We start from the raw sequence: 19,549 nt of genomic DNA, 5'->3' as shown, positions 1-19,549 counted from the left end.
CCCTGGGCTCTGCTCATTCTTTATCGAGCTTGCCAACCAGGGACAGCGTGAAGTCAGCCCCCATGTATTTGAAATGCGGTCGCACGCTCAGGTTGACGCGGTACCAGCCGGGCTCGCCTTCGACGTCACTGACCACAATGCGGGCTGCGCGCAGGGGCCGTCGCCCACGGACTTCGGCACTGGGGTTGTCCTGGTCGGCGACGTACTGGCGAATCCATTTATTGAGCTCCAACTCCAGATCGGTGCGCTCCTTCCACGAACCCAGTTGTTCACGCTGAAGCACCTTGAGGTAGTGGGCCAGGCGATTGACCACCATCATGTAGGGCAACTGCGTACCCAGGCGGTAATTCAGCTCGGCTTCCTTACCCTCTGGACTGATGCCGAAATATTTCGGCTTTTGAACCGAGCTGGCGGAGAAGAACGCGGCATTGTCACTGCCCTTGCGCATCGTCAAGGCGATGAAGCCCTCTTGCGCAAGCTCGTACTCGCGGCGGTCGGAGACCAGTACTTCAGTCGGTATCTTGGTTTCGATCTCCCCCATGCTCTGGAAGTGATGCAACGGCAAGTCTTCTACCGCCCCACCGCTTTGCGGGCCGATGATATTCGGGCACCAACGGAACCGCGCGAAACTGTCGGTCAAGCGCGTGGCAAACGCATAGGCCGTATTGCCCCACAGGTAGTACTCGTGGCTGTTGACCACGTTTTCCTGGTAGGCGAAGGTCTTCACCGGACATTCAAGGGGATCATAGGGCGTACGAAGCAAGAAACGCGGCACCGTCAGCCCGATGTAGCGTGCGTCTTCGCTCTGGCGAAAACTTTGCCACTTGGCAAATTGCGGGCCTTCGAAATGGTCCTTCAGATCCTTGAGGTCCGGCAGGCCGGTGAAGCTTTCCAACCCGAAGAACGCCGGCCCCGCAGCGGCAATAAACGGCGCATGTGCCATGCAGGCCACGCTGGACGCGTACTGCATCAGCTTCACGTCAGGCGCACTGGGGGACAGGAAGTAATTGGCGATGATCGCGCCGACGGGCTGGCCACCAAACTGGCCGTATTCAGCGCCGTAAATGTGTTTGTACAACCCGGACTGGGTCACTTCCGGTGAGTCTTCAAAGTCGTCCAGCAAGTCTTGGCGTGAGACGTTCAGCAGCTCAATCTTGATGTTTTCGCGGAAGTTGGTGCGGTCAACCAACAACTGCAGCCCCTTCCAGGACGCTTCCAGAGCCTGGAAGTCCGGGTGGTGCAGGATCTCGTCCATCTGCAGGCTCAGTTTCGTATCGATCTCGGCGATCATCCGGTCGACCAGACGCTTCTTGACCGGCTCGCCCTGGTTCTGCGGCTTGATCAATTCTTCGATAAACGCCGAGACGCCTCGCTTGGCAATGCCATACGCCTCGTCGTCCACGTTCAGCAGGGTCTGGGCAACGATGGTGTCGAGAATGCTGTGGTGTTCAGCGGTTTGTGCCGGCAGCGAGTGTTGTTGTGTGGTCATGCGGTCAGTGTCCTTTTACTGAAGAATGTCAGGCGACGGGAGTGTCCAGCCCCAGCTCCGCCAGGACCCTGGCGCGGGAATCGTCATCTGCCAGGGCCTGTTCGATTGCCTTGCGAAAGCTCGGCGTGTTTCCCAAGGGCCCTTTGAGCGCCATCAGTGCTTCGCGCAGGGCCATGAGTTTGTGTAACTCGGGAACCTGCTCAACCAGGTTCGCGGGGTTGAAATCCTTCATGGAATTAATACGCAGCTGAATCGCCAGCTCCTCTACGTCCGCCTCTTCCTGCAAACGGTTGGGTACGTTCAGCGTCAGGCTCAATGCCTGCTTGGCCAGCACGTCATCGAGGGTGTTCTTATCGATCGCGATGGGCTTGCGGTCTTCAAGCTTGCGTGCATCCTCACGCTGGGTGAAATCCCCCAGCACCAACAGTTTCAACGGCAGCTCAACGTCTTCCTGCGCCCCGCCGGTGGCGGGTTTGAAGGTGATGTTGATACGTTCCTTGGGGGCTACCGAACCTTCTTTGGCCATGGTGTCTCTCCTTTTTCAAGTGGCTCGAAAGCCTATTCAAGTACCGCTTCCAGATCGAAGAGGCACAGCCTGCGGTGGGTGTCTTCCTTGCGCTCGCGCACGGCGTGGTCTTGCGGCAGGAGGTCGCAGCAGCGGTACAGAAGCTGCATCACGTGAAGCGCCAGCTCCGGCTCCCAACGCTCCAGGCCGGTACGTTGCAGTTCGAGGTCCAGGTGTTCGAGCTGGATCTTCGCCAGCTCATGCTTGCCCGCGTTGATACACAGGCGCGCCTGGGCCAACCGCCAATAAAAGCGTGCGCGATCACTGTGCGCGGCTTGCATGCCGGGTTTGAGACCTTGAATAGCAGCCTTGAGCCCGTCTTTTCGAAGGCGAGGCGCGGCAGCCTGCAAGGCGAGCTCCCAGGGTTCGGCTTCGGCATCCACGACCACCGCGGGCGACTCAGGGTTTTGCAGGTGACGCGTCACTTGCAGCGTGATCCAGTCGCGAGTGGCGGCGTCGGCAAACGGTAAGCCGTCGTGAAAGCAAAACGCTGGCAAGTCCGGCAAGCGTTGCAACAACAGTGCAAACGTCACTTCCAGTTCGGTCTTGGCCTGCTCGGCTTGCAACGCGTCAAGGCATTGCCAGAGCAGGTGCAGCCCATCGAACCAGAACATCGCACCCGCCAGGCTGGCCTCGAGTTCAAGCACCAGGTCGGCGTGATGACCCTGGGCGAAAAGCGCCTGGTACCGCTTGAGCTTGTCTGGGGCCGGCCCACGTAGAGCGGTGACGCGTTCGTTGCTGGCGTCCGGGTAGCGGGTCAGTGCCAGCCACATCAATGTTCGACTCAAGCGCAATGCGCGCAGATCAGTGGCGTTCTGACGCAACCACCATGCACACAATGGACGGGCCTGTTCCTGCAAGGTACGCAGTAACCTATGGGCGTCTTTTTCGCTGTCCACCACGGCCTCGGGCTTGAGCAGTTGGCTGGTGGCTTGCTTGACCTGGGCAATGACGCCGCTCAACCCTGGCGTAGGGGAATCGCCCTGCGCAGCACGCTCCAGGCGCTGGGCCAACTGCCTGCGAATCGGCAACAGCAATGGCGCGTCATCCCCAAGGTGCTCGGCCCACACCTCATCGAGGCGCACCAGGTGCTCATGCACGGCGTGAAACAACGGCAGCTGGTTCTGGAGTGCCAAGCCCTCGGTAAACAGGGGTTCAAGGCGCAGGACCAACCAACCGAAGGCCGCCCCACGGGTACGCAGTTTTTCGGGATAGACCTGCGGCCAATGATGGTCGCAGAGGTAGCGCAGCAACCCGAGCCCGGCCAGCAACCCCGGGTAGGACTCACGCTGGTGCAATGCCCAGGTGAGCCACACCGCGACCCTCAGGTCCTTGGACTGCTCGCGTAACACCAACTCGCCGGTCTCCAGCACTTTGTGCCAGTCAGGCTGACCGTTGCCATGCATCGATTGCGTCTTGGCAAGCTCAGATTCTAGAACTTCATACTCACTCGAAAACCGCACGTCTTCGCCTGCAAAACGTGTTTGCATGCAAGGCGAACGTGCAAGTTCAAGGTAATGATCATAAAGTTTGCCTGAATAAGACATGCGGCATCCTGCGCAACTAACGAAATAAGCAGAGGCAACTAATCCCTCTCAACTTCGCTGGTTTTCCTGCGAAGCTCACGAACCTTAGCCATGCCTAAAACATTCAGCAAGCAATGGAGCGTTACTTAATCTTTTTCCTACAGGCTCCTTAATCCCTGCAGTGCGCAGCATCTTGCGCACCCATTCATAGCACTCCCATAAAAATTCTTTTAATTACAGCACCCATAGCCTGAGCAAATAAATGCGCACTAACGCGCACTCTTTTACCTATAAAACCTACTTACACCCTCACAACTAACGAACAATCACTAGCCCAAAAATTTCACACCCCTTATTTCCTTGGCCCGAACACTTTCAGGCACGCTTCTTGTTATAGGCAACTTACCCAGCCGACAAACGCTTCGGTTGGAACTACCTCATCAATCAGACAAGGAACTCCGTCATGCCAACACCCGCGTATCTCTCCGTTACCGGTGTAAAACAAGGTTTGATCACGGCAGGCACGTTTACCCAGGACTCGGTAGGCAACATTTACCAGGAAGGCCATGAAGACCAGATCCTGGTCCAAGGCTTTTCTCATCAGGTGATCATTCCGCGCGATCCGCAATCGGGCCAGCCAACCGGCCAGAGGGTCCACAAGCCCTTGATGATCAGCAAGGTCTTCGATAAGTCCTCACCTTTGCTGTTCAGCGCATTGACCAGCGGCGAAGAGGTCAAGTGCCGGCTGGAATGGCTGCGCACTTCGTCAGCCGGCACCCAGGAGCACTACTTCACCATCGAACTGGAGGGTGCAACCATCGTGGACATCCAGTCACGCATGCCCAACTGCCAGGACCCGGACAACGCCCATTTCACCCACCTGGAGGATGTGTACTTCACTTATCGCAAGATCGTGTGGACCCATGAAGTGTCCGGCACTTCCGGGTCGGATGATTGGCGCAGCCCGGTAGCGGGTTAAACCGGGCCCACCCAGGTGCGGCGCCAAGGACGGCGCCTCACCTGACAGGCGACTAGACCATCGCTAGCGGGTGCTTGCGCTTGGGTGCGCCAAACACGCGATCGATGGCGTCGAGGTCGTGCTCATCCAGCACCAGCTTGGCGGCGGCAGCGTTGAGTCGCACATGCTCGGGGGTGACGGCCTTCGGGATCGCGATTACGCCGTCTTGGCGCAGCACCCAGGCCAGGGAAACCTGGGCGGGCGTGACCTCGTGACGGCGGGCGATTTGCTTGAGGGTCGGGCTGGACAACAGTTCGCCGCCTTGGGCGATTGGGCAGTACGCCATCAAGGGCAAGTGGTGCTGTTGCCACCAGGGCAGCAGGTCGAACTCGATGCCGCGCTCTTCGATGTTGTAGAGCACCTGGTTGGCGGCGCAGGCCGGGGATGCGAGTTCCTGCAGGTCGGCGACATCGAAATTGGAGACGCCCCAACGTCCGATCTTGCCGGCCTCGCGCAGGCGCTCGAAGGCTTCGACGGTTTCTTCCAGGGGGTACTGGCCGCGCCAGTGCAGCAGGTACAGGTCGATGTAGTCCGTGCCCAGGCGTTGGAGACTGGCTTCACAGGCACGGGGCACACCTTTGTGGCTGGCGTTGTGCGGGTAGACCTTGCTCACCAGGAACACTTGGTCGCGGCGCCCGCGAATGGCTTCGCCGACCACCGTTTCGGCACCGCCCTCACCGTACATTTCGGCCGTATCGATCAGGGTCATGCCCTCGTCGATGCCCAGTTGCAACGCCGCGACTTCAGCGCGGTGCTGGTCGGGGTTTTCGCCCATGCGCCAGGTTCCCTGGCCGATGACAGGGACGGGAACGCCCGCCAGATCAATGGTACGCATGACAACCTCCTGATGAGTTCGCGGATTAACAGTGTGGCATTGGCCGGACAAAAGGGTTCAATCGAAGTATGGTTAGCCTCTGCCAAGTCGCCAGGAAGAACCTGCAATGCTGTTTGTCGTCATGCTCGGGGGTAAGCACCCACGGGCGAAAATTGAAGTTCACGATGTGGTGTTTGCAGTGGCGGACACGCTGGAAGCGGCCTACCCGCAACTGCGCGCCGACTGGTTCGGCAGCCCAAAAGGCGTGCATATCGATTCGTGGATGGCGGTGGATGGCGTCGACGGCTGGAAAGTCGACATCAGCCCGCTGGCACCTGCCGCCGGCGCCCATCACCTGTACTTCATCAACCTTGGCGGTTACGAAGCCAACAGCTTTGGCGAAGCCCACCACTACCTGCTGGTGGTGGCGCGCAACAAACAGGAGGCCATGAGCAAGGGTAAGCAACGGATGCTGCGCCATTGGTCCCAGCCCCACACCGATGGCGTGCTGGATATCGACGACTGCCTGCCCATCGACCTGGTGGACGGTCGCTATGTCCACCTGGTGCAGGGCGCCCATCGGCCGATCATCCAGCAAAACGACTACATCGTCCTGACCTGAACCCTACCCGAACGGGGTATGGCGCCTGCCCGCCACCTGCCTGAGAGTGCAATCAGTCCCTCGGCCTGACAACACGCACAACTCAAGGTGGGTCCCCATGCGTAAAGCCCTTATCGCCCTGTTCAGCGTCGTATCGCTTGCTTGCTCCCCCTTGAGCCAGGCCGCCGACGACCCAGGCAACACCTTGCGCATCTACAACTGGGCGGACTACATCGGCGACACCACCCTGGCCGACTTCGAGAAGGCCACAGGGATCAAGGTGATCTATGACACCTACGATTCCTACGAAACCGTGCAGGGCAAGCTGCTGTCCGGGCGCTCCGGCTATGACCTGGCCCTGCTCAACGCCTCCCTGGTGCCGTTGCTGATCAAGGGCAACGTCTTCCAGCCCCTGGATAAGGCGCAGTTGCCAGACTGGAAAAATCTCGACCCCTTGGTGCTCAAAAGCCTGGAGGCCCACGACCCCGGCGTCACCTATTCCGCGCCCTACACCTGGGGCAGCAATGGCGTGACCTACAACGTCGACATGATCAAGGCGCGCATGCCGGACGCGCCCATCGGCTCCCTGGCGATGATCTTCGATCCAAAGGTGATCTCCCGTTTTGCCGATTGCGGCATCACCTTCATGGACTCGCCCACCGATATGATTCCCCTGGCCCTGACCTACCTCGGCCTGGACCCCAACAGCGTCGCCCCCAAGGACTTGAAGGCCGCCCAGGACGTGCTGATGGCCGTGCGGCCCTACATTCGCAAATTCGACTCCAGTGGGTTCATCAATGGCCTGGCCAATGGCGACCTGTGCCTGGCCACCACCTGGTCGGGCGACTACGCCACGTCCCAGGCTCGCGCGACGGAGGCCGGGGCCAAGATCAAGCTGGATTACTTCATCCCCAAGGAGGGTTCGTTGATCTGGTTCGATAACTTCTACATTCCGGCCGATGCGCCCCATGTCGCCAATGCCCACAGGTTTATCGAATTCCTCCTGCAACCCCGGACCATGGCGGGCGTCAGCAACACCATCCATTACGCCAACAGCAACCTGGCATCCAAACCGCTGGTCAACGCCGATGTCCGTGACAACCCCGCGATCTACCCGGACCCGGTGACGATGCAGCGGCTGTTCACCCAGAAAAGCCAGCCACCGGCCGCCGTGCGCCTGATCACCCGTACCTGGAATGCCGTCAAGACCGGCAAGTGACCCCCAGCCATTGAAGGTAAATGCCATGACCCTGCCAAATCCTGCTTTCTTCGCCCAGTTCGACCACGACGCGCTGGACACTGCCGACAAAGCCCACTACATGCACGGTTTCCATATGTTCGACGAACACCGTGAACAGGGTTCGTTGAACATCGCCATGGGCGATGGCGCCTACATCTACGACACCCACGGCAACCGCTACTTGGACGCTGTCGGCGGCATGTGGTGTACGAATATCGGTCTGGGCCGTGAAGAAATGGCCGAGGCGATTGCCAACCAGGTGCGCCAACTGGCGTACTCCAACCCCTTCTGCGACATGGCCAACGTCACCGCCATCGAACTTTGTGCCAAGCTCGCCAGCCTGGCACCTGGCGATCTGGACCACGTATTTCTCACCACGGGCGGCTCAACGGCGGTCGATACGGCTTACCGCCTGGTGCAGTTCTATCAGAACAGTCGCGGCAAGCCGACCAAGAAGCACATCATCTCGCGCTTCAGTGCCTACCACGGCAGCACGTTCCTGACGATGTCCATCGGCAACAAGGCGGCCGACCGCGCGCCGGAATTCGATTTCATGAGCGACGTGTTCCACCACATCTCCTGCCCCAACTACTACCGGGCGCCAGAGGGGATGAGCGAGGCGGACTTCCTCGATTTCCTGGTGAACGAGTTCGAAGACAAGGTGCTCACCCTCGGCGCGGACAACGTGGCGGCTTTCTTTGCGGAGCCGATCATGGGGTCGGGCGGCGTGATCATTCCGCCCAAGGGCTACCACCGGCGCATGTGGGAAATCTGCCAGCGCCACGACGTACTGTATGTCGCTGATGAAGTGGTGACGTCGTTCGGACGTCTCGGTGCGTTCTTCGCCTCCGAAGAGGTGTTTGGCATGCAGCCCGATATCATCACCACCGCCAAGGGCCTGACCTCCGGCTACCTGCCCCTGGGGGCGTGCATTTTCTCGGACCGCATCTGGCAAGTCATCGGCGAACCGGGCAAGGGTCGCTGCTTCACCCACGGGTTCACTTACAGCGGCCATCCGGTGAGCTGCGTGGCGGCGCTGAAAAATATCGAGATCATCGAACGGGAGCACCTGCTGGCGCATGTCGAGGATGTCGGCGTGTACCTGGAACAGCGCCTCAAAACCCTGGCCGACCTGCCACTGGTGGGCGATATCCGCTGCCAGCGCTTGATGGCCTGCATCGAGTTCGTCGCCGACAAACGCACCAAGGCCCTGCTGCCGGACGCCGTCAACATCGGCGAGAAAATCCACCTGCGCGCCCAGGCCAAGGGTTTGCTGGTGCGCCCCATCGGGCATCTGAACGTGATGTCACCGCCCTTGATCATCACCCACGCCCAGGTCGATGAAGTGGTGGAAACCTTGCGCGAATGCATCCTCGACACAGCGGCCGAGTTGCGCGAGAGCGGCGAGTACCAGGGCCGATGACCGCCAGCGCCGAGCCTGTCTCGGCGTGGTGGCCTGGGCACAGGCAGCCGGGTAGACTGGCCGTCATGACGACCGCCAGCCCTGCCCCCACCCTGCAGCAACTGGAAGCCTGGCACCACGCCCTGGGCCAGGCGCTTATTCATGTGGACGAAGCGTCGTTCCTTGAACACCTGGCCACTGCCCTCTGCACCCTCACCCCCATCGAATCGATGATGATCAGCCTGGAACGCCAGGGCCTGCCTCCGCACCTGCTGTATCAACAGGGCATTCCCCGGGCCTACCAGGATGAAATCATCCACCGCTACTTTTCCCGTGGCTACTTGCTCGACCCCTTCTGCCTCGCGGTGGACAAGGGCCTTGCCGAAGGTTTCTACCCCCTGGCCGAGATTGCCCCGGACGACTTCTTCAACAGCGAGTACTACAAGACCTACTACTTGCGCAGCGGCGGTGCCCAAGAGAGCTACTACATTGTCGACCTCTGCCCCCAGAGCAAGATCTCGCTGTGCATGTTCCAGGGCCTGAGCGCCGGCCAGTTCACCGGGCAACAGTTGGCGGTGCAGAAGGCCACCCAGGCCATGGTCCGCGAATTGCTGCGGCGTTTCGGTACCACGGGCGGCCTGGCCAAGGTGATCAGCGACGACGCCTTCACCCAGACCCAAGCGCATCAGCAGATAGAAGCGGCGTTCATGGGGTTCGGCAGCGGCGTGCTCACGGTGCGTGAGCGGGAGATCGCGCACTTGATCCTGCGCGGGCATTCGGTGAAATCCACCGCCCAGGTCCTGGGTATTTCACCGGAAACCGTGCGCATGCACCGCAAGAACCTGTACACCAAACTGGCGATCAGTTCCCAGGCCGAGCTGTTTGCGCTGTTTATCGAATGGCTGACCCGCAGCGGCGCCATGGCCCGCGCCTGAGCCACTCGGGTCATCCGGCGGAACTTTGCCAGGAAATAACCGACTGAATCCGGTAGGCTCACCTTTTTTATTCAAGGAGTTACTTCCCATGGCCAAAGCCACCGCCCGCCACATCCTCGTTTCCACTGAAGACAAGTGCAACGATCTCAAGGCCCAAATCGAAGGCGGCGCCGATTTCGCAGAAGTCGCCAAAGCCAACTCCAGCTGCCCATCCAGCCGCCAAGGCGGTGACCTGGGTGCGTTCGGTCCAGGCCAGATGGTCAAGGAATTCGACACCGTCGTGTTCAGCGCCCCGGTCAACACCGTGCAAGGCCCGGTGAAAACCCAGTTCGGCTACCACCTGCTGGAAGTCACCAGCCGCCAGGACTGATCCAGTCTGTGCTGATGCTATAAACAACGGCCCGCCTTTTGGTGGGCCGTTGTGCATGTGATGACTGGCGACGCTGATGCCGTTAGCGTACAAATCCATTTTCTTCTTCATACGGCGTTCAAGGCTGACAATGCGATTGGCTTTTTCCTACATGTTGAGCTCGACCCTGGCCCTGCTGCTGGCCAGTTCCGCCGTGATCGCGGCGCCCCAACCCTACCTGACGGTGTACGGCGAACCGGCCAAGTACCCCGCCGGCTTTACCCATTTCGACTACGCCAACCCCAACGCCCCCAAGGGCGGTAGCCTGCGCCGCTCGGCCATCGAGATCGGGCGCTTCGACCATGTGCTGCCGTATATCGACAAGGGCATCGGCGTGTCCCAGGTCGACGGTTGGCTCTACGCCCCTCTGGCCCAGCGTTCCCTCGACGAGCCCTACACGGTCTACGGCCTGGTCGCCGAAAAAATGGAGCGCGCCGATGACGGCCTGTCGCTGCGTTTTTTCCTCAATCCCAAGGCACGTTTTGCGGACGGCACGCCGATCACCGCCGAAGACGTACGCTACAGCTTCGACCTGCTGATGACCCAGGGCAGCCTGCGCTTTCGTACCCTGTTCGCCGACGTCAAGCACGTCGAAGTCGAAGGTGAGCGCCAGGTGCGCTTTGATTTCTCCAGCAACGAAAACCGCACCCTGCCCCTGGACATCGCCACCCTGCCGGTCTTCCCGGAACACTGGTGGAAGACCCGCGACTTCGCCAACGGTGGCGGCTATGAAGCCCCACTGGGCAGCGGCCCGTATACCGTCAGCAAGATCGACTCCGGCAGCACCATCACCTTTACCCGCGACCCGAACTGGTGGGGCAAGGACTTGCCCGTCAGCCGTGGCCTGTACAACTTCGATCACCTGAGCCTGGAGTATTTCGGCGACACCGAAGTGGCCCGCCAGGTATTGCGTGGCGGCGCCTACGATTTCAACCGCGAATTTTCTGCCACCGGCTATTCCATCGGCTACAACGGCCCGGCCCTGGATGACGGTCGCCTGCAACGCGCGCACCTGGCCAAGGAGATGCCGCAACCGGCCCAGGGCTATGTGTTCAACGTGCAAAAACCGATGTTCAAGGACCGCCGCGTGCGCCAGGCCCTGGCGATGCTGTGGGACTTCGAATGGGCCAACCGGCAGATGATGCGAAACATGTACATCCGCCAACAGAGCTTCTTCTCCAACAGCCCGCTGGCGGCCAGCCAGCCGCCGACCCCAGAAGAACTGGCGATTCTTGAACCCTTGCGCGGCCAAGTGCCGGACGAAGTGTTCACCCAGGTATTCAAGGCGCCGGTCACCGACGGCAGCGGCATGATCCGCGACAAGCAATTGCAGGCCCTGGCCTTGCTGGAGGAAGCCGGCTGGAAACCGGACGGCGACAAACTGGTGAACGCCGAGGGCGAGCCGCTGGAATTTACCTTCCTCAACGCCCAAAGCGGCCTGGAACGCCTGTTGCTGCCGTACAAACGCAACCTGGCGCAGATCGGCATCACCCTGAATATCCGCCGCATCGACTCCTCCCAGTATGTGAACCGGGTAATGGCACGGGACTACGACATGATCGTCACCGGCTTTCCGGTCACCACATCGCCGGGCATGGAGCTGTACAACTACTTCGGCTCGGCCGCCGCCTTTGACCCCGGCGCCAACAACTACATGGTGCTCAAGGACCCGGCCGTCGACAGCCTGATCAAGGGCCTGGTCAAGGCCGACACCCAGGCGCAGATGCTCACCTACGCCCACGCGCTGGACCGCGTGCTGCAATGGAATTACCTGTGGATCCCCAACTACTACCCGCCCGGCACGTCCGCTGCGTGGTGGAACCGCTTTGGCCGCCCGGCCATCGAGGCGAAAAACGACGAAGCCCTGGAAACCTGGTGGGAAATCAGCCCCACGCCACTGACCAACGAGCAAATGAACGCTGAACTGAAAAAACGCGGAGGGGCGCGCTGATGTTTGCCTATATCGTGCGGCGCCTGCTGCTGATCATCCCGACGCTGGTGATCATCCTGCTGGTGAATTTCGTGATCGTGCAGGCCGCCCCTGGCGGCCCGGTGGAACAGGCCATCGCCCACCTGCAAGGGATCGGCGGCGGCGGTGTCGGCGGCTCGTCCGGCGAAGGCATCAGCGGCGGCTCTCGCGCCAGCCGTGGCCTGGACCCGAAGCTGATCGCCGACATCGAGAAACAGTACGGCTTCGACAAGCCCGCGCCGGAACGCCTGTGGCTGATGCTCAAGAGCTACGCGCAGCTGGACTTCGGCAACAGCTTCTTTCGCGGCAAGACCGTGATCGACCTGATCCTGGAAAAAATGCCGGTGACCATTTCCCTCGGCCTGTGGGCCACGCTGATCACCTACCTGGTGTCGATCCCCCTGGGGATTCGCAAGGCCGTGCGCCATGGCAGCAGCTTCGATGTGTGGAGCAGCACCGCGATCGTCATCGGCTATGCGATGCCGGCGTTCCTGTTTGCGATGTTCCTGATCGTGGTGTTTGCCGGCGGTACGTCGCTGAACTGGTTCCCGGTGCGCGGGTTGGTGTCGGAGAACTTTGAAGAACTGAGTACCGTGGGCAAAATTGCCGATTATTTCTGGCACCTGGTCTTGCCCGTGACCTCGTTGGTGATCGGCGGGTTCGCCACGCTGACCATCCTCACCAAAAACTCATTCCTCAATGAAATCACGCGCCAGTACGTGGTGACCGCGCGCGCCAAGGGCTTGAGCGAGCGGCGTGTGCTCTACGGGCATGTGTTCCGCAACGCGATGTTGCTGGTGATCTCCGGGATTCCCCAGGCGTTCATCGCCGTGTTCTTCGCCGGCTCCCTGCTGATCGAAGTGATCTTTTCCCTCGATGGCCTGGGGCGCATGAGCTACGAGGCTGCGGTGTCCCGCGATTATCCGGTGGTATTCGGTTCGCTGTTTATCTTCACGTTGTTCGGCCTCTTGATAAAACTCATCGGTGACCTCTGCTACACCCTGGTGGACCCGCGTATCGACTTCGCCGCGAGGAACGCCTGATGCTTAAGCTGTCTCCCGTGGCACGCCGGCGTTTCGAGCGGTTCAAGAAAAACCGGCGTGGCTGGTGGTCGCTGTGGCTGTTTATCGGCCTGTTTATCCTGACCCTCGGCGGCGAATTGATCGCCAATGACAAGCCCCTGGTGCTGAGTTTCAAGAACGAGCTGTATTTCCCGGTGTTCAAGCGGTACACCGAGCAACAGTTTGGCGGCCAGTTACCCTTCCAGGCCGACTACCGCAGTGACTACGTGCAAAAGCTGATCAAGCAGGACGGCGGCTGGATGCTGTTCCCGCCGATCCCGTTCAGCGACGACACGCCCAACTACGAACTGACCCGCCCTGCCCCCAGCCCGCCCTCGGCGGTGAACTGGCTGGGCACTGACGACCAGTCACGGGATGTGTTGGCGCGGGTGATCTTTGGTGCGCGGGTGTCGATCCTGTTTGCCTTGGCACTCACCGCGATCAGCGCCGCCATCGGTATTGCGGCCGGCGCATTGCAGGGCTATTACGGCGGCTGGGTGGATTTGATTGGCCAGCGCGTGCTGGAGGTGTGGTCCGGGCTGCCGGTGCTGTACCTGCTGATCATCCTGTCGGGTTTTGTCGAACCGAATTTCTGGTGGTTGCTGGGGATCATGGCGCTGTTTTCCTGGCTGGCCCTGGTGGACGTGGTGCGCGCCGAGTTCCTGCGCGGACGCAACCTGGAATACGTCAAGGCAGCAAGGGCCTTGGGTTTGGGTGACGGCAAGATCATTCGCCGGCATATCCTGCCCAACGCTATGACGGCCACCTTGAGTTACCTGCCGTTTATCCTGACCGGGGCGATTTCTACCCTGAGCGCCCTGGATTTCCTCGGCTTCGGCATGCCCGCCGGCAGCGCGTCCCTGGGTGAGCTGATCGCCCAGGGCAAGCAGAACCTGCAAGCGCCCTGGCTGGGCCTGACGGCGTTCTTCACACTGGCGCTGATCCTGTCGCTGTTGGTGTTTATCGGCGAGGCATTGCGTGATGCCTTCGACCCACGCTCATGAGTGCCCCGCTATGAACCTGATCGAAATACGCGACCTCAGCGTCGCCTTCAGCGGCCAGACCGTGGTGCGCAACCTGAGCCTGGACGTGCGTCCCGGCGAGTGCCTGGCGCTGGTGGGTGAGTCAGGCTCGGGCAAGTCGGTGACGGCTCATTCGATCCTGCAATTGCTTCCGGAGGCCGGCACTGAAACCACCGGCTCCATCAAGTACCGTGGCCAGGAACTGGTCGGCGCCTCGGCTGCCACCTTGCAGAAGCTACGCGGCAACCGCATTGCCATGATCTTCCAGGAGCCGATGACCTCGCTCAACCCGCTGCACAGCATCGAAAAGCAGATCGGCGAAACCCTGCTGTTGCACAAGGGCCTCGGTGGCAAGGCGGCCCAGGCGCGCATTCTGGAATTGCTTGACCTGGTGGGCATCCAGAAACCCCAGGAGCGGCTCAAGGCCTATCCTCATCAACTGTCCGGCGGGCAACGCCAGCGGGTGATGATCGCCATGGCCCTGGCCTGCGAGCCGGAGCTGCTGATCGCCGACGAGCCCACCACTGCGCTGGACGTGACCGTGCAGCGCAAGATCCTGTTGCTGCTCAAGTCCCTGCAACAACGCTTGGGCATGTCGTTGCTGCTGATCAGCCACGACCTCAACCTGGTGCGCAGCATCGCCCAGCGCGTGTGCGTGATGCGCGCCGGCGAGATTGTCGAGCAGGCCGATTGCCAGAGCCTGTTCAATGCGCCGCAACACCCGTATAGCCGCCTGCTGCTGGATGCGGAACCGGACAGTGATGCGCTGTGCAGTGACGAACGCGAAACCGTTTTGCAGGTGGACGACCTGACCGTGCAGTTCCCCCTCGGCGGCGGGTTGTTCCGGCGCAAGACCTACCTGCGTGCTGTAGACGGCATCAGCCTCAGCGTGCAACGCGGCAAGACCCTGGGGATTGTCGGCGAGTCCGGCTCGGGCAAATCCACCCTGGGCCAGGCGATCCTGCGGCTGCTGGACTCCACCGGCAGCATCCGCTTCCAGGGCGAAGCCCTCGACCCGCTGAATAACCAGCAGATGCGCCCATGGCGCAAGCAGATGCAGGTGGTGTTCCAGGACCCCTACGGCAGCCTCAGCCCGCGCATGACCGTGGAGCAGATCATCAGCGAAGGCCTGGAAGTGCACGCACCGTGCAGCCTGGCCGAGCGTGATGCGCAGGTGATCCAGGTGCTCAAGGACGTGGGGCTCGACCCCGCCAGCCGGCACCGCTACCCCCATGAGTTTTCCGGTGGCCAGCGCCAACGCATCGCCATCGCCCGCGCGCTGGTACTCAAGCCGGCTTTGATGCTGCTTGATGAACCGACCTCGGCCCTCGACCGCACCGTACAGAAACAAGTGGTGGCATTGCTGCGCGAGCTGCAAGACAAGTACGGTCTGACTTACCTGTTTATCAGCCACGACCTGGCCGTGGTGCGCGCCATGGCCCATGACATGATCGTGATCAAGGACGGCCAGGTGGTGGAGCGCGGCGCCAGCCATGAGGTGTTCGATGCACCGCAACATCCGTACACCAAAGAGCTGCTGGCAGCGGCGCATATTCCCTTGTAAACACGCCCGCTCCCACAAGGATCGCGATTCCATGTCCAATTTGTGTTGGTAGCCTAAACATGAACATCACCGATAACCTCAAGGACTATCAGCAGGTGCGCGGCCTGGCCATCCAGTCGCTGTTCGAGATCATCGAGCAGTCCAGCGAAGGCACGGTGATTGTCGACCGCGACGCCAATATCGTGTGGATGAACGAGCGCTATGCCAAGCGCTTTGGCCTCAAGAGCGCCGACGAGGCCATCGGCCAGCCGTGTGAACAGGTGATTTCCAACAGCCTGTTACGCCAAGTGGTGCGCAATGACCAGCCGATCCTGCTGGATATCCAGGACACGCCCAAGGGGCCGCTGGTGGTGATGCGCTTGCCGATCCACAACGAAGCGGGCGCGGTGATCGGCGCGATTGGTTTTGCGCTGTTCGATGAACTGCGCAACCTGTCGCCGCTGATTGAGCGTTACTTGAGCATGCAGCAGGAGCTGGCCTCGACGCGCTCCTTGCTGCGTTCGCGCCAGAGCAAATACAACTTCGCGCACTTTATCGGCACCAGCGCCGCCAGCCTCGAAGTGAAACGCCGGGCGCGGCGCAGTGCCAGCGCCGAATCGCCGGTGTTACTGCTGGGCGAGACTGGTACCGGCAAGGAATTGCTCGCCCAGGCGATTCACGGCGCCTCAAGCCGTGCGCACAAGGCGTTTGTCAGTATCAACAGTGCAGCGATTCCCGCTGACCTGCTGGAAGCCGAGTTCTTCGGCACCGCGCCAGGTGCATTTACCGGCGCCGACCGCAAGGGCCGTCCGGGCAAATTCCAGATTGCCCAGGGCGGCACGTTGTTCCTCGATGAAATCGGCGACATGCCCCTGCCGCTGCAAAGCAAATTGCTGAGGGTGTTGCAGGAAAAGGAATTCGAGCCGGTGGGCTCCAATGAAATGCTGCACAGCGATGTGCGGGTGATCGCGGCCACGTCGATGGACCTGGAAGCGGCGATCAAGCGCGGCGAATTCCGTGCCGATCTGTATTACCGGCTGAACGTACTGCCGATCCAGGTGCCGCCGCTGCGGGAGCGACTGGACGATATTCCGGCGTTGAGCGAGGCGATCCTGGAAGAACTGCGCAGCCAGCACGAACTGGACCGCGAAGCCCTGGCATTGCTGGCGCAGCATGCGTGGCCGGGGAATATCCGTGAACTGCGCAATGTGCTGGAGCGGGCGGCGCTGCTCAGTGATGACCTGGTGTTGAATGCCCCGGCCATCCGCGCAGCAATCGGCACCTTTACGCCGGTGGAGCGTGGCAGCGCGGTGGCGGCGGTTGAGGGAGAAAGCTTCAGCGCAGCGCGGGAGCGGTTTGATCGGCAGGTGATCGGCACGGCGTTGCGGGCCTGTGAGGGAAATGTGGTGGAAGCAGCCAAGCGATTGGGGCTCGGGCGGTCGACGTTGTACAAGAAAATGGTGGCGTTGGGCATCGCCTAATCTCCAAATAGAGACAAAAATCTCGAAACCAAGACGCTCCTGTAGGAGCCCGGCTTGCCGGCGATAGCGCCCGCCAGCCCTGTGCACATCATGGGACCGCCATCGCCGGCAAGCCGGGCTCCTACAAAGGGTGCGTCTCCATAACGAGACAATTGAATCAGCGCCATCATAAAAGTTAAGAAATTCTCTTATATTTCAATGCGTTGAAAACATGGCACATATCTCGCTATAGCCCTTCCCCACCGTTACGCCCCACAAAAATAACAATCCGATGGAGACACACCATGAGTGTGATCATTGCCCTGGCAGCCCTGGCGCTGCTGATGCTGGCTGCCTACCGTGGCTATAGCGTTATCCTGTTTGCCCCCATCGCCGCCCTCGGCGCTGTGTTGCTCACCGACCCGTCCGCCGTCGCCCCTGCCTTTACCGGGGTGTTCATGGAGAAGATGGTCGGCTTTATCAAACTGTATTTACCGGTGTTCCTGCTCGGTGCAGTGTTCGGCAAGCTGATCGAGCTGTCGGGCTTTTCGCGCTCGATCGTGGCGGCGGCTATTCGCTTGCTCGGCACCCGCCAGGCGATGCTGGTGATCGTGCTGGTCTGCGCCCTGCTCACCTACGGCGGCGTGTCGCTGTTCGTGGTGGTGTTTGCGGTGTACCCGTTCGCGGCGGAGATGTTCCGCCAGAGCAATATCCCCAAGCGCCTGATCCCGGCCACCATCGCCCTGGGTGCGTTCTCGTTCACCATGGACGCCTTGCCCGGCACGCCACAGATCCAGAACATCATCCCCAGCACCTTTTTCAACACCACCGCCTGGGCCGCGCCGTGGCTGGGCCTGATCGGTACGATCTTTGTGTTTTGCACCGGCATGCTTTACCTGGCGCGCCAGCGCAACAAGGCCCAGCGTGCCGGTGAAGGCTATGGCACCGACTTGCGCAACGAGCCGGAGACCGCCGAGAACCTCACCCTGCCCAACCCCTGGATCGCGCTGTCGCCGCTGATTCTGGTGGGCGTGATGAACCTGTTGTTCACCCACTGGATCCCGCAGTGGTACGGCAAGACCCACAGCCTCAGCCTACCCGGCATGAGCACCCCGGTGACCACTGAAATCGCCAAGCTCACCGCGATCTGGGCGGTGCAGGCGGCATTGCTGGTGGGGATTATCGTGGTGCTGGTGTTCGGCTTCTCGGCGATCAAGAGCAAGCTCGCTGAAGGCAGCAAGAGCGCGGTCAGCGGTGCATTGCTGGCGGCGATGAACACCGCATCGGAATACGGCTTTGGTGCGGTGATCGCCTCGCTGCCAGGCTTTCTGGTGCTTGCGGATTGGCTCAAGGGCATCCCCAACCCGCTGGTCAACGAAGCGATCACCGTGACCCTGCTGGCCGGTATCACCGGTTCTGCGTCGGGCGGCATGAGCATCGCCCTGGCGGCGATGTCCGAAAGCTTTATTTCGGCGGCCCATGCGGCCAATATCCCCCTTGAAGTGCTGCACCGCGTCGCGGCCATGGCCAGCGGCGGCATGGACACCCTGCCCCACAACGGCGCGGTGATCACGCTGCTGGCGGTCACCGGCCTGACCCACCGCGAAGCCTACAAGGACATTTTCGGCATCACGATCATCAAGACCCTCGCGGTGTTCGTGGTGATCGGTACTTTCTACGCCACCGGCATTGTGTGAGGTTTTCATGACGACATTGAACGGCAAGACCGCCCTGGTCACCGGCTCCACCAGCGGTATTGGCCTGGGCATCGCCTTGAGCCTGGCCAAGGCCGGCGCCAACCTGATCCTCAACGGCTTCGGCGACGCCAGCGCAGTGGTCGCCCAGGTGCAGGCCTTTGGCGGCAAGGTCGGCCACCACCCGGCCGACGTCAGCGACCCGGCGCAGATCGCCGACATGATCGCCTACGCCGAGCGCGAATTCGGCGGCGTGGACATCCTCGTCAACAACGCCGGCATCCAGCACGTGGCGGCGGTGGAAGACTTCCCCGCCGAGCGCTGGGACTCGATCATCGCGATCAACCTGTCGTCGGTGTTCCATAGCACGCGCCTGAGCCTGCCGGGCATGAAGGCCAAGGGCTGGGGGCGTATCGTCAATATCGCCTCGGTGCATGGCCAGGTCGGTTCGGTGGGCAAGGCGGCGTATGTGGCGGCCAAGCATGGCGTGATCGGCTTGACCAAAGTGGTGGGCCTGGAGACCGCCACCAGCAACGTCACCTGCAACGCCATCTGCCCAGGCTGGGTACTGACGCCGCTGGTGCAGAAGCAGATTGATGACCGTGCCGCCGCAGGCGTGGACCCGCAGCAGGCGCAGCATGATCTGCTGGCGGAGAAGCAACCGTCGCTGGAATTTGTCACCCCGCCGCAATTGGGCGAACTGGTGTTGTTCTTGTGCAGCGAAGCCGGTAGCCAGGTGCGCGGCGCGGCGTGGAATATCGACGGCGGCTGGCTGGCCCAGTAACCCTCGATCAACCGTAG

17 protein-coding genes are annotated in these 19,549 nt (G+C 61.2%); 13 read left to right on the top strand and 4 right to left on the bottom strand.

Annotated elements, in window-relative coordinates:
* Window positions 1–13: 13 nt before the first annotated feature.
* Genes tssC through tssA form a run of 3 tightly spaced genes read right to left on the bottom strand, consistent with a single transcriptional unit; the run spans window position 14 to window position 3,601 of the window.
* A complete protein-coding gene (gene tssC / locus AC0IYN_RS23870) occupies window positions 14–1,489 on the bottom strand; it encodes a type VI secretion system contractile sheath large subunit (protein WP_471843550.1) in 1,476 nt (491 codons plus the stop codon).
* A 28-nt stretch (window positions 1,490–1,517) separates the two neighbouring features.
* Window positions 1,518–2,015, bottom strand: a complete 498-nt coding sequence (tssB, locus tag AC0IYN_RS23865; RefSeq protein WP_078048791.1) for a type VI secretion system contractile sheath small subunit — start codon at window positions 2,013–2,015, stop codon at window positions 1,518–1,520.
* Between the two features lie 32 nt (window positions 2,016–2,047).
* Window positions 2,048–3,601 (bottom strand): type VI secretion system protein TssA, encoded by a 1,554-nt coding sequence (gene tssA, locus AC0IYN_RS23860; RefSeq protein ID WP_457266763.1) that lies wholly within the window; start codon window positions 3,599–3,601, stop codon window positions 2,048–2,050.
* 442 nt (window positions 3,602–4,043) lie between these two features.
* Between tssA and AC0IYN_RS23855 the strand changes: the two genes are divergently transcribed.
* A complete protein-coding gene (locus AC0IYN_RS23855; RefSeq protein WP_078048793.1) occupies window positions 4,044–4,559 on the top strand; it encodes an Hcp family type VI secretion system effector in 516 nt (171 codons plus the stop codon).
* 52 nt (window positions 4,560–4,611) lie between these two features.
* On the opposite strand, the gene AC0IYN_RS23850 is transcribed toward AC0IYN_RS23855, so the two are convergent.
* The gene (locus tag AC0IYN_RS23850) at window positions 4,612–5,433 is read right to left on the bottom strand and encodes an aldo/keto reductase (protein ID WP_406598009.1); all 822 of its coding nucleotides are present in this window, start codon (window positions 5,431–5,433) and stop codon (window positions 4,612–4,614) included.
* Window positions 5,434–5,539: 106 nt separating this feature from the next.
* On the opposite strand from AC0IYN_RS23850, the gene AC0IYN_RS23845 reads away from it, so the two are divergent.
* The 12 genes from AC0IYN_RS23845 (at window position 5,540) to AC0IYN_RS23790 (ending at window position 19,532) form a co-directional block, all read left to right on the top strand.
* Window positions 5,540–6,034: a DUF1543 domain-containing protein gene (locus AC0IYN_RS23845; protein ID WP_406598008.1), complete on the top strand. Its 495-nt coding sequence runs from the start codon at window positions 5,540–5,542 to the stop codon at window positions 6,032–6,034.
* A 97-nt stretch (window positions 6,035–6,131) separates the two neighbouring features.
* Window positions 6,132–7,232 (top strand): polyamine ABC transporter substrate-binding protein, encoded by a 1,101-nt coding sequence (locus tag AC0IYN_RS23840; protein ID WP_406598007.1) that lies wholly within the window; start codon window positions 6,132–6,134, stop codon window positions 7,230–7,232.
* Between the two features lie 25 nt (window positions 7,233–7,257).
* Window positions 7,258–8,676, top strand: coding sequence for an aminotransferase (locus AC0IYN_RS23835; RefSeq protein WP_406598006.1), 1,419 nt, complete (start codon window positions 7,258–7,260; stop codon window positions 8,674–8,676).
* A gap of 65 nt (window positions 8,677–8,741) precedes the next feature.
* Entirely contained in the window at window positions 8,742–9,590 is an 849-nt protein-coding gene (locus AC0IYN_RS23830; protein WP_406598005.1) for a helix-turn-helix domain-containing protein, read from the top strand.
* Between the two features lie 88 nt (window positions 9,591–9,678).
* A complete protein-coding gene (locus tag AC0IYN_RS23825) occupies window positions 9,679–9,960 on the top strand; it encodes a peptidylprolyl isomerase (protein WP_406598004.1) in 282 nt (93 codons plus the stop codon).
* 130 nt (window positions 9,961–10,090) lie between these two features.
* A complete protein-coding gene (locus AC0IYN_RS23820; RefSeq protein WP_457266762.1) occupies window positions 10,091–11,950 on the top strand; it encodes an extracellular solute-binding protein in 1,860 nt (619 codons plus the stop codon).
* Entirely contained in the window at window positions 11,950–13,011 is a 1,062-nt protein-coding gene (locus AC0IYN_RS23815; protein ID WP_016976573.1) for a microcin C ABC transporter permease YejB, read from the top strand. The genes AC0IYN_RS23820 and AC0IYN_RS23815 overlap by 1 nt, the downstream gene beginning before the upstream one ends.
* Window positions 13,011–14,033 (top strand): ABC transporter permease, encoded by a 1,023-nt coding sequence (locus AC0IYN_RS23810; RefSeq protein ID WP_471843543.1) that lies wholly within the window; start codon window positions 13,011–13,013, stop codon window positions 14,031–14,033. Before AC0IYN_RS23815 ends, AC0IYN_RS23810 begins: the two co-directional genes overlap by 1 nt.
* A gap of 10 nt (window positions 14,034–14,043) precedes the next feature.
* A complete protein-coding gene (locus AC0IYN_RS23805; RefSeq protein ID WP_471843541.1) occupies window positions 14,044–15,615 on the top strand; it encodes an ABC transporter ATP-binding protein in 1,572 nt (523 codons plus the stop codon).
* Between the two features lie 59 nt (window positions 15,616–15,674).
* The gene (locus AC0IYN_RS23800; RefSeq protein ID WP_406598001.1) at window positions 15,675–17,075 is read left to right on the top strand and encodes a sigma-54 interaction domain-containing protein; all 1,401 of its coding nucleotides are present in this window, start codon (window positions 15,675–15,677) and stop codon (window positions 17,073–17,075) included.
* Between the two features lie 284 nt (window positions 17,076–17,359).
* Complete coding sequence (locus tag AC0IYN_RS23795) at window positions 17,360–18,751, top strand: GntP family permease (protein WP_471843538.1); 1,392 nt, start codon at window positions 17,360–17,362, stop codon at window positions 18,749–18,751.
* A gap of 7 nt (window positions 18,752–18,758) precedes the next feature.
* Window positions 18,759–19,532 (top strand): 3-hydroxybutyrate dehydrogenase, encoded by a 774-nt coding sequence (locus tag AC0IYN_RS23790; RefSeq protein WP_177076504.1) that lies wholly within the window; start codon window positions 18,759–18,761, stop codon window positions 19,530–19,532.
* The last annotated feature ends 17 nt before the right edge of the window (window positions 19,533–19,549 follow it).

The organism is Pseudomonas sp. AC112 (assembly GCF_979253545.1).
The sequence above is the reverse complement of the archived record's forward strand: the minus strand, read 5'-3'. Positions and strand labels throughout refer to the sequence as shown.

Coding starts and splice junctions, on each gene's coding strand:
- tssC (WP_471843550.1), bottom strand. CDS start 1,489: ATGACCACACAACAACACTCGCTGCCGGCACAAACCGCTGAACACCAC.
- tssB (WP_078048791.1), bottom strand. CDS start 2,015: ATGGCCAAAGAAGGTTCGGTAGCCCCCAAGGAACGTATCAACATCACC.
- tssA (WP_457266763.1), bottom strand. CDS start 3,601: ATGTCTTATTCAGGCAAACTTTATGATCATTACCTTGAACTTGCACGT.
- AC0IYN_RS23855 (WP_078048793.1), top strand. CDS start 4,044: ATGCCAACACCCGCGTATCTCTCCGTTACCGGTGTAAAACAAGGTTTG.
- AC0IYN_RS23850 (WP_406598009.1), bottom strand. CDS start 5,433: ATGCGTACCATTGATCTGGCGGGCGTTCCCGTCCCTGTCATCGGCCAG.
- AC0IYN_RS23845 (WP_406598008.1), top strand. CDS start 5,540: ATGCTGTTTGTCGTCATGCTCGGGGGTAAGCACCCACGGGCGAAAATT.
- AC0IYN_RS23840 (WP_406598007.1), top strand. CDS start 6,132: ATGCGTAAAGCCCTTATCGCCCTGTTCAGCGTCGTATCGCTTGCTTGC.
- AC0IYN_RS23835 (WP_406598006.1), top strand. CDS start 7,258: ATGACCCTGCCAAATCCTGCTTTCTTCGCCCAGTTCGACCACGACGCG.
- AC0IYN_RS23830 (WP_406598005.1), top strand. CDS start 8,742: ATGACGACCGCCAGCCCTGCCCCCACCCTGCAGCAACTGGAAGCCTGG.
- AC0IYN_RS23825 (WP_406598004.1), top strand. CDS start 9,679: ATGGCCAAAGCCACCGCCCGCCACATCCTCGTTTCCACTGAAGACAAG.
- AC0IYN_RS23820 (WP_457266762.1), top strand. CDS start 10,091: ATGCGATTGGCTTTTTCCTACATGTTGAGCTCGACCCTGGCCCTGCTG.
- AC0IYN_RS23815 (WP_016976573.1), top strand. CDS start 11,950: ATGTTTGCCTATATCGTGCGGCGCCTGCTGCTGATCATCCCGACGCTG.
- AC0IYN_RS23810 (WP_471843543.1), top strand. CDS start 13,011: ATGCTTAAGCTGTCTCCCGTGGCACGCCGGCGTTTCGAGCGGTTCAAG.
- AC0IYN_RS23805 (WP_471843541.1), top strand. CDS start 14,044: ATGAACCTGATCGAAATACGCGACCTCAGCGTCGCCTTCAGCGGCCAG.
- AC0IYN_RS23800 (WP_406598001.1), top strand. CDS start 15,675: ATGAACATCACCGATAACCTCAAGGACTATCAGCAGGTGCGCGGCCTG.
- AC0IYN_RS23795 (WP_471843538.1), top strand. CDS start 17,360: ATGAGTGTGATCATTGCCCTGGCAGCCCTGGCGCTGCTGATGCTGGCT.
- AC0IYN_RS23790 (WP_177076504.1), top strand. CDS start 18,759: ATGACGACATTGAACGGCAAGACCGCCCTGGTCACCGGCTCCACCAGC.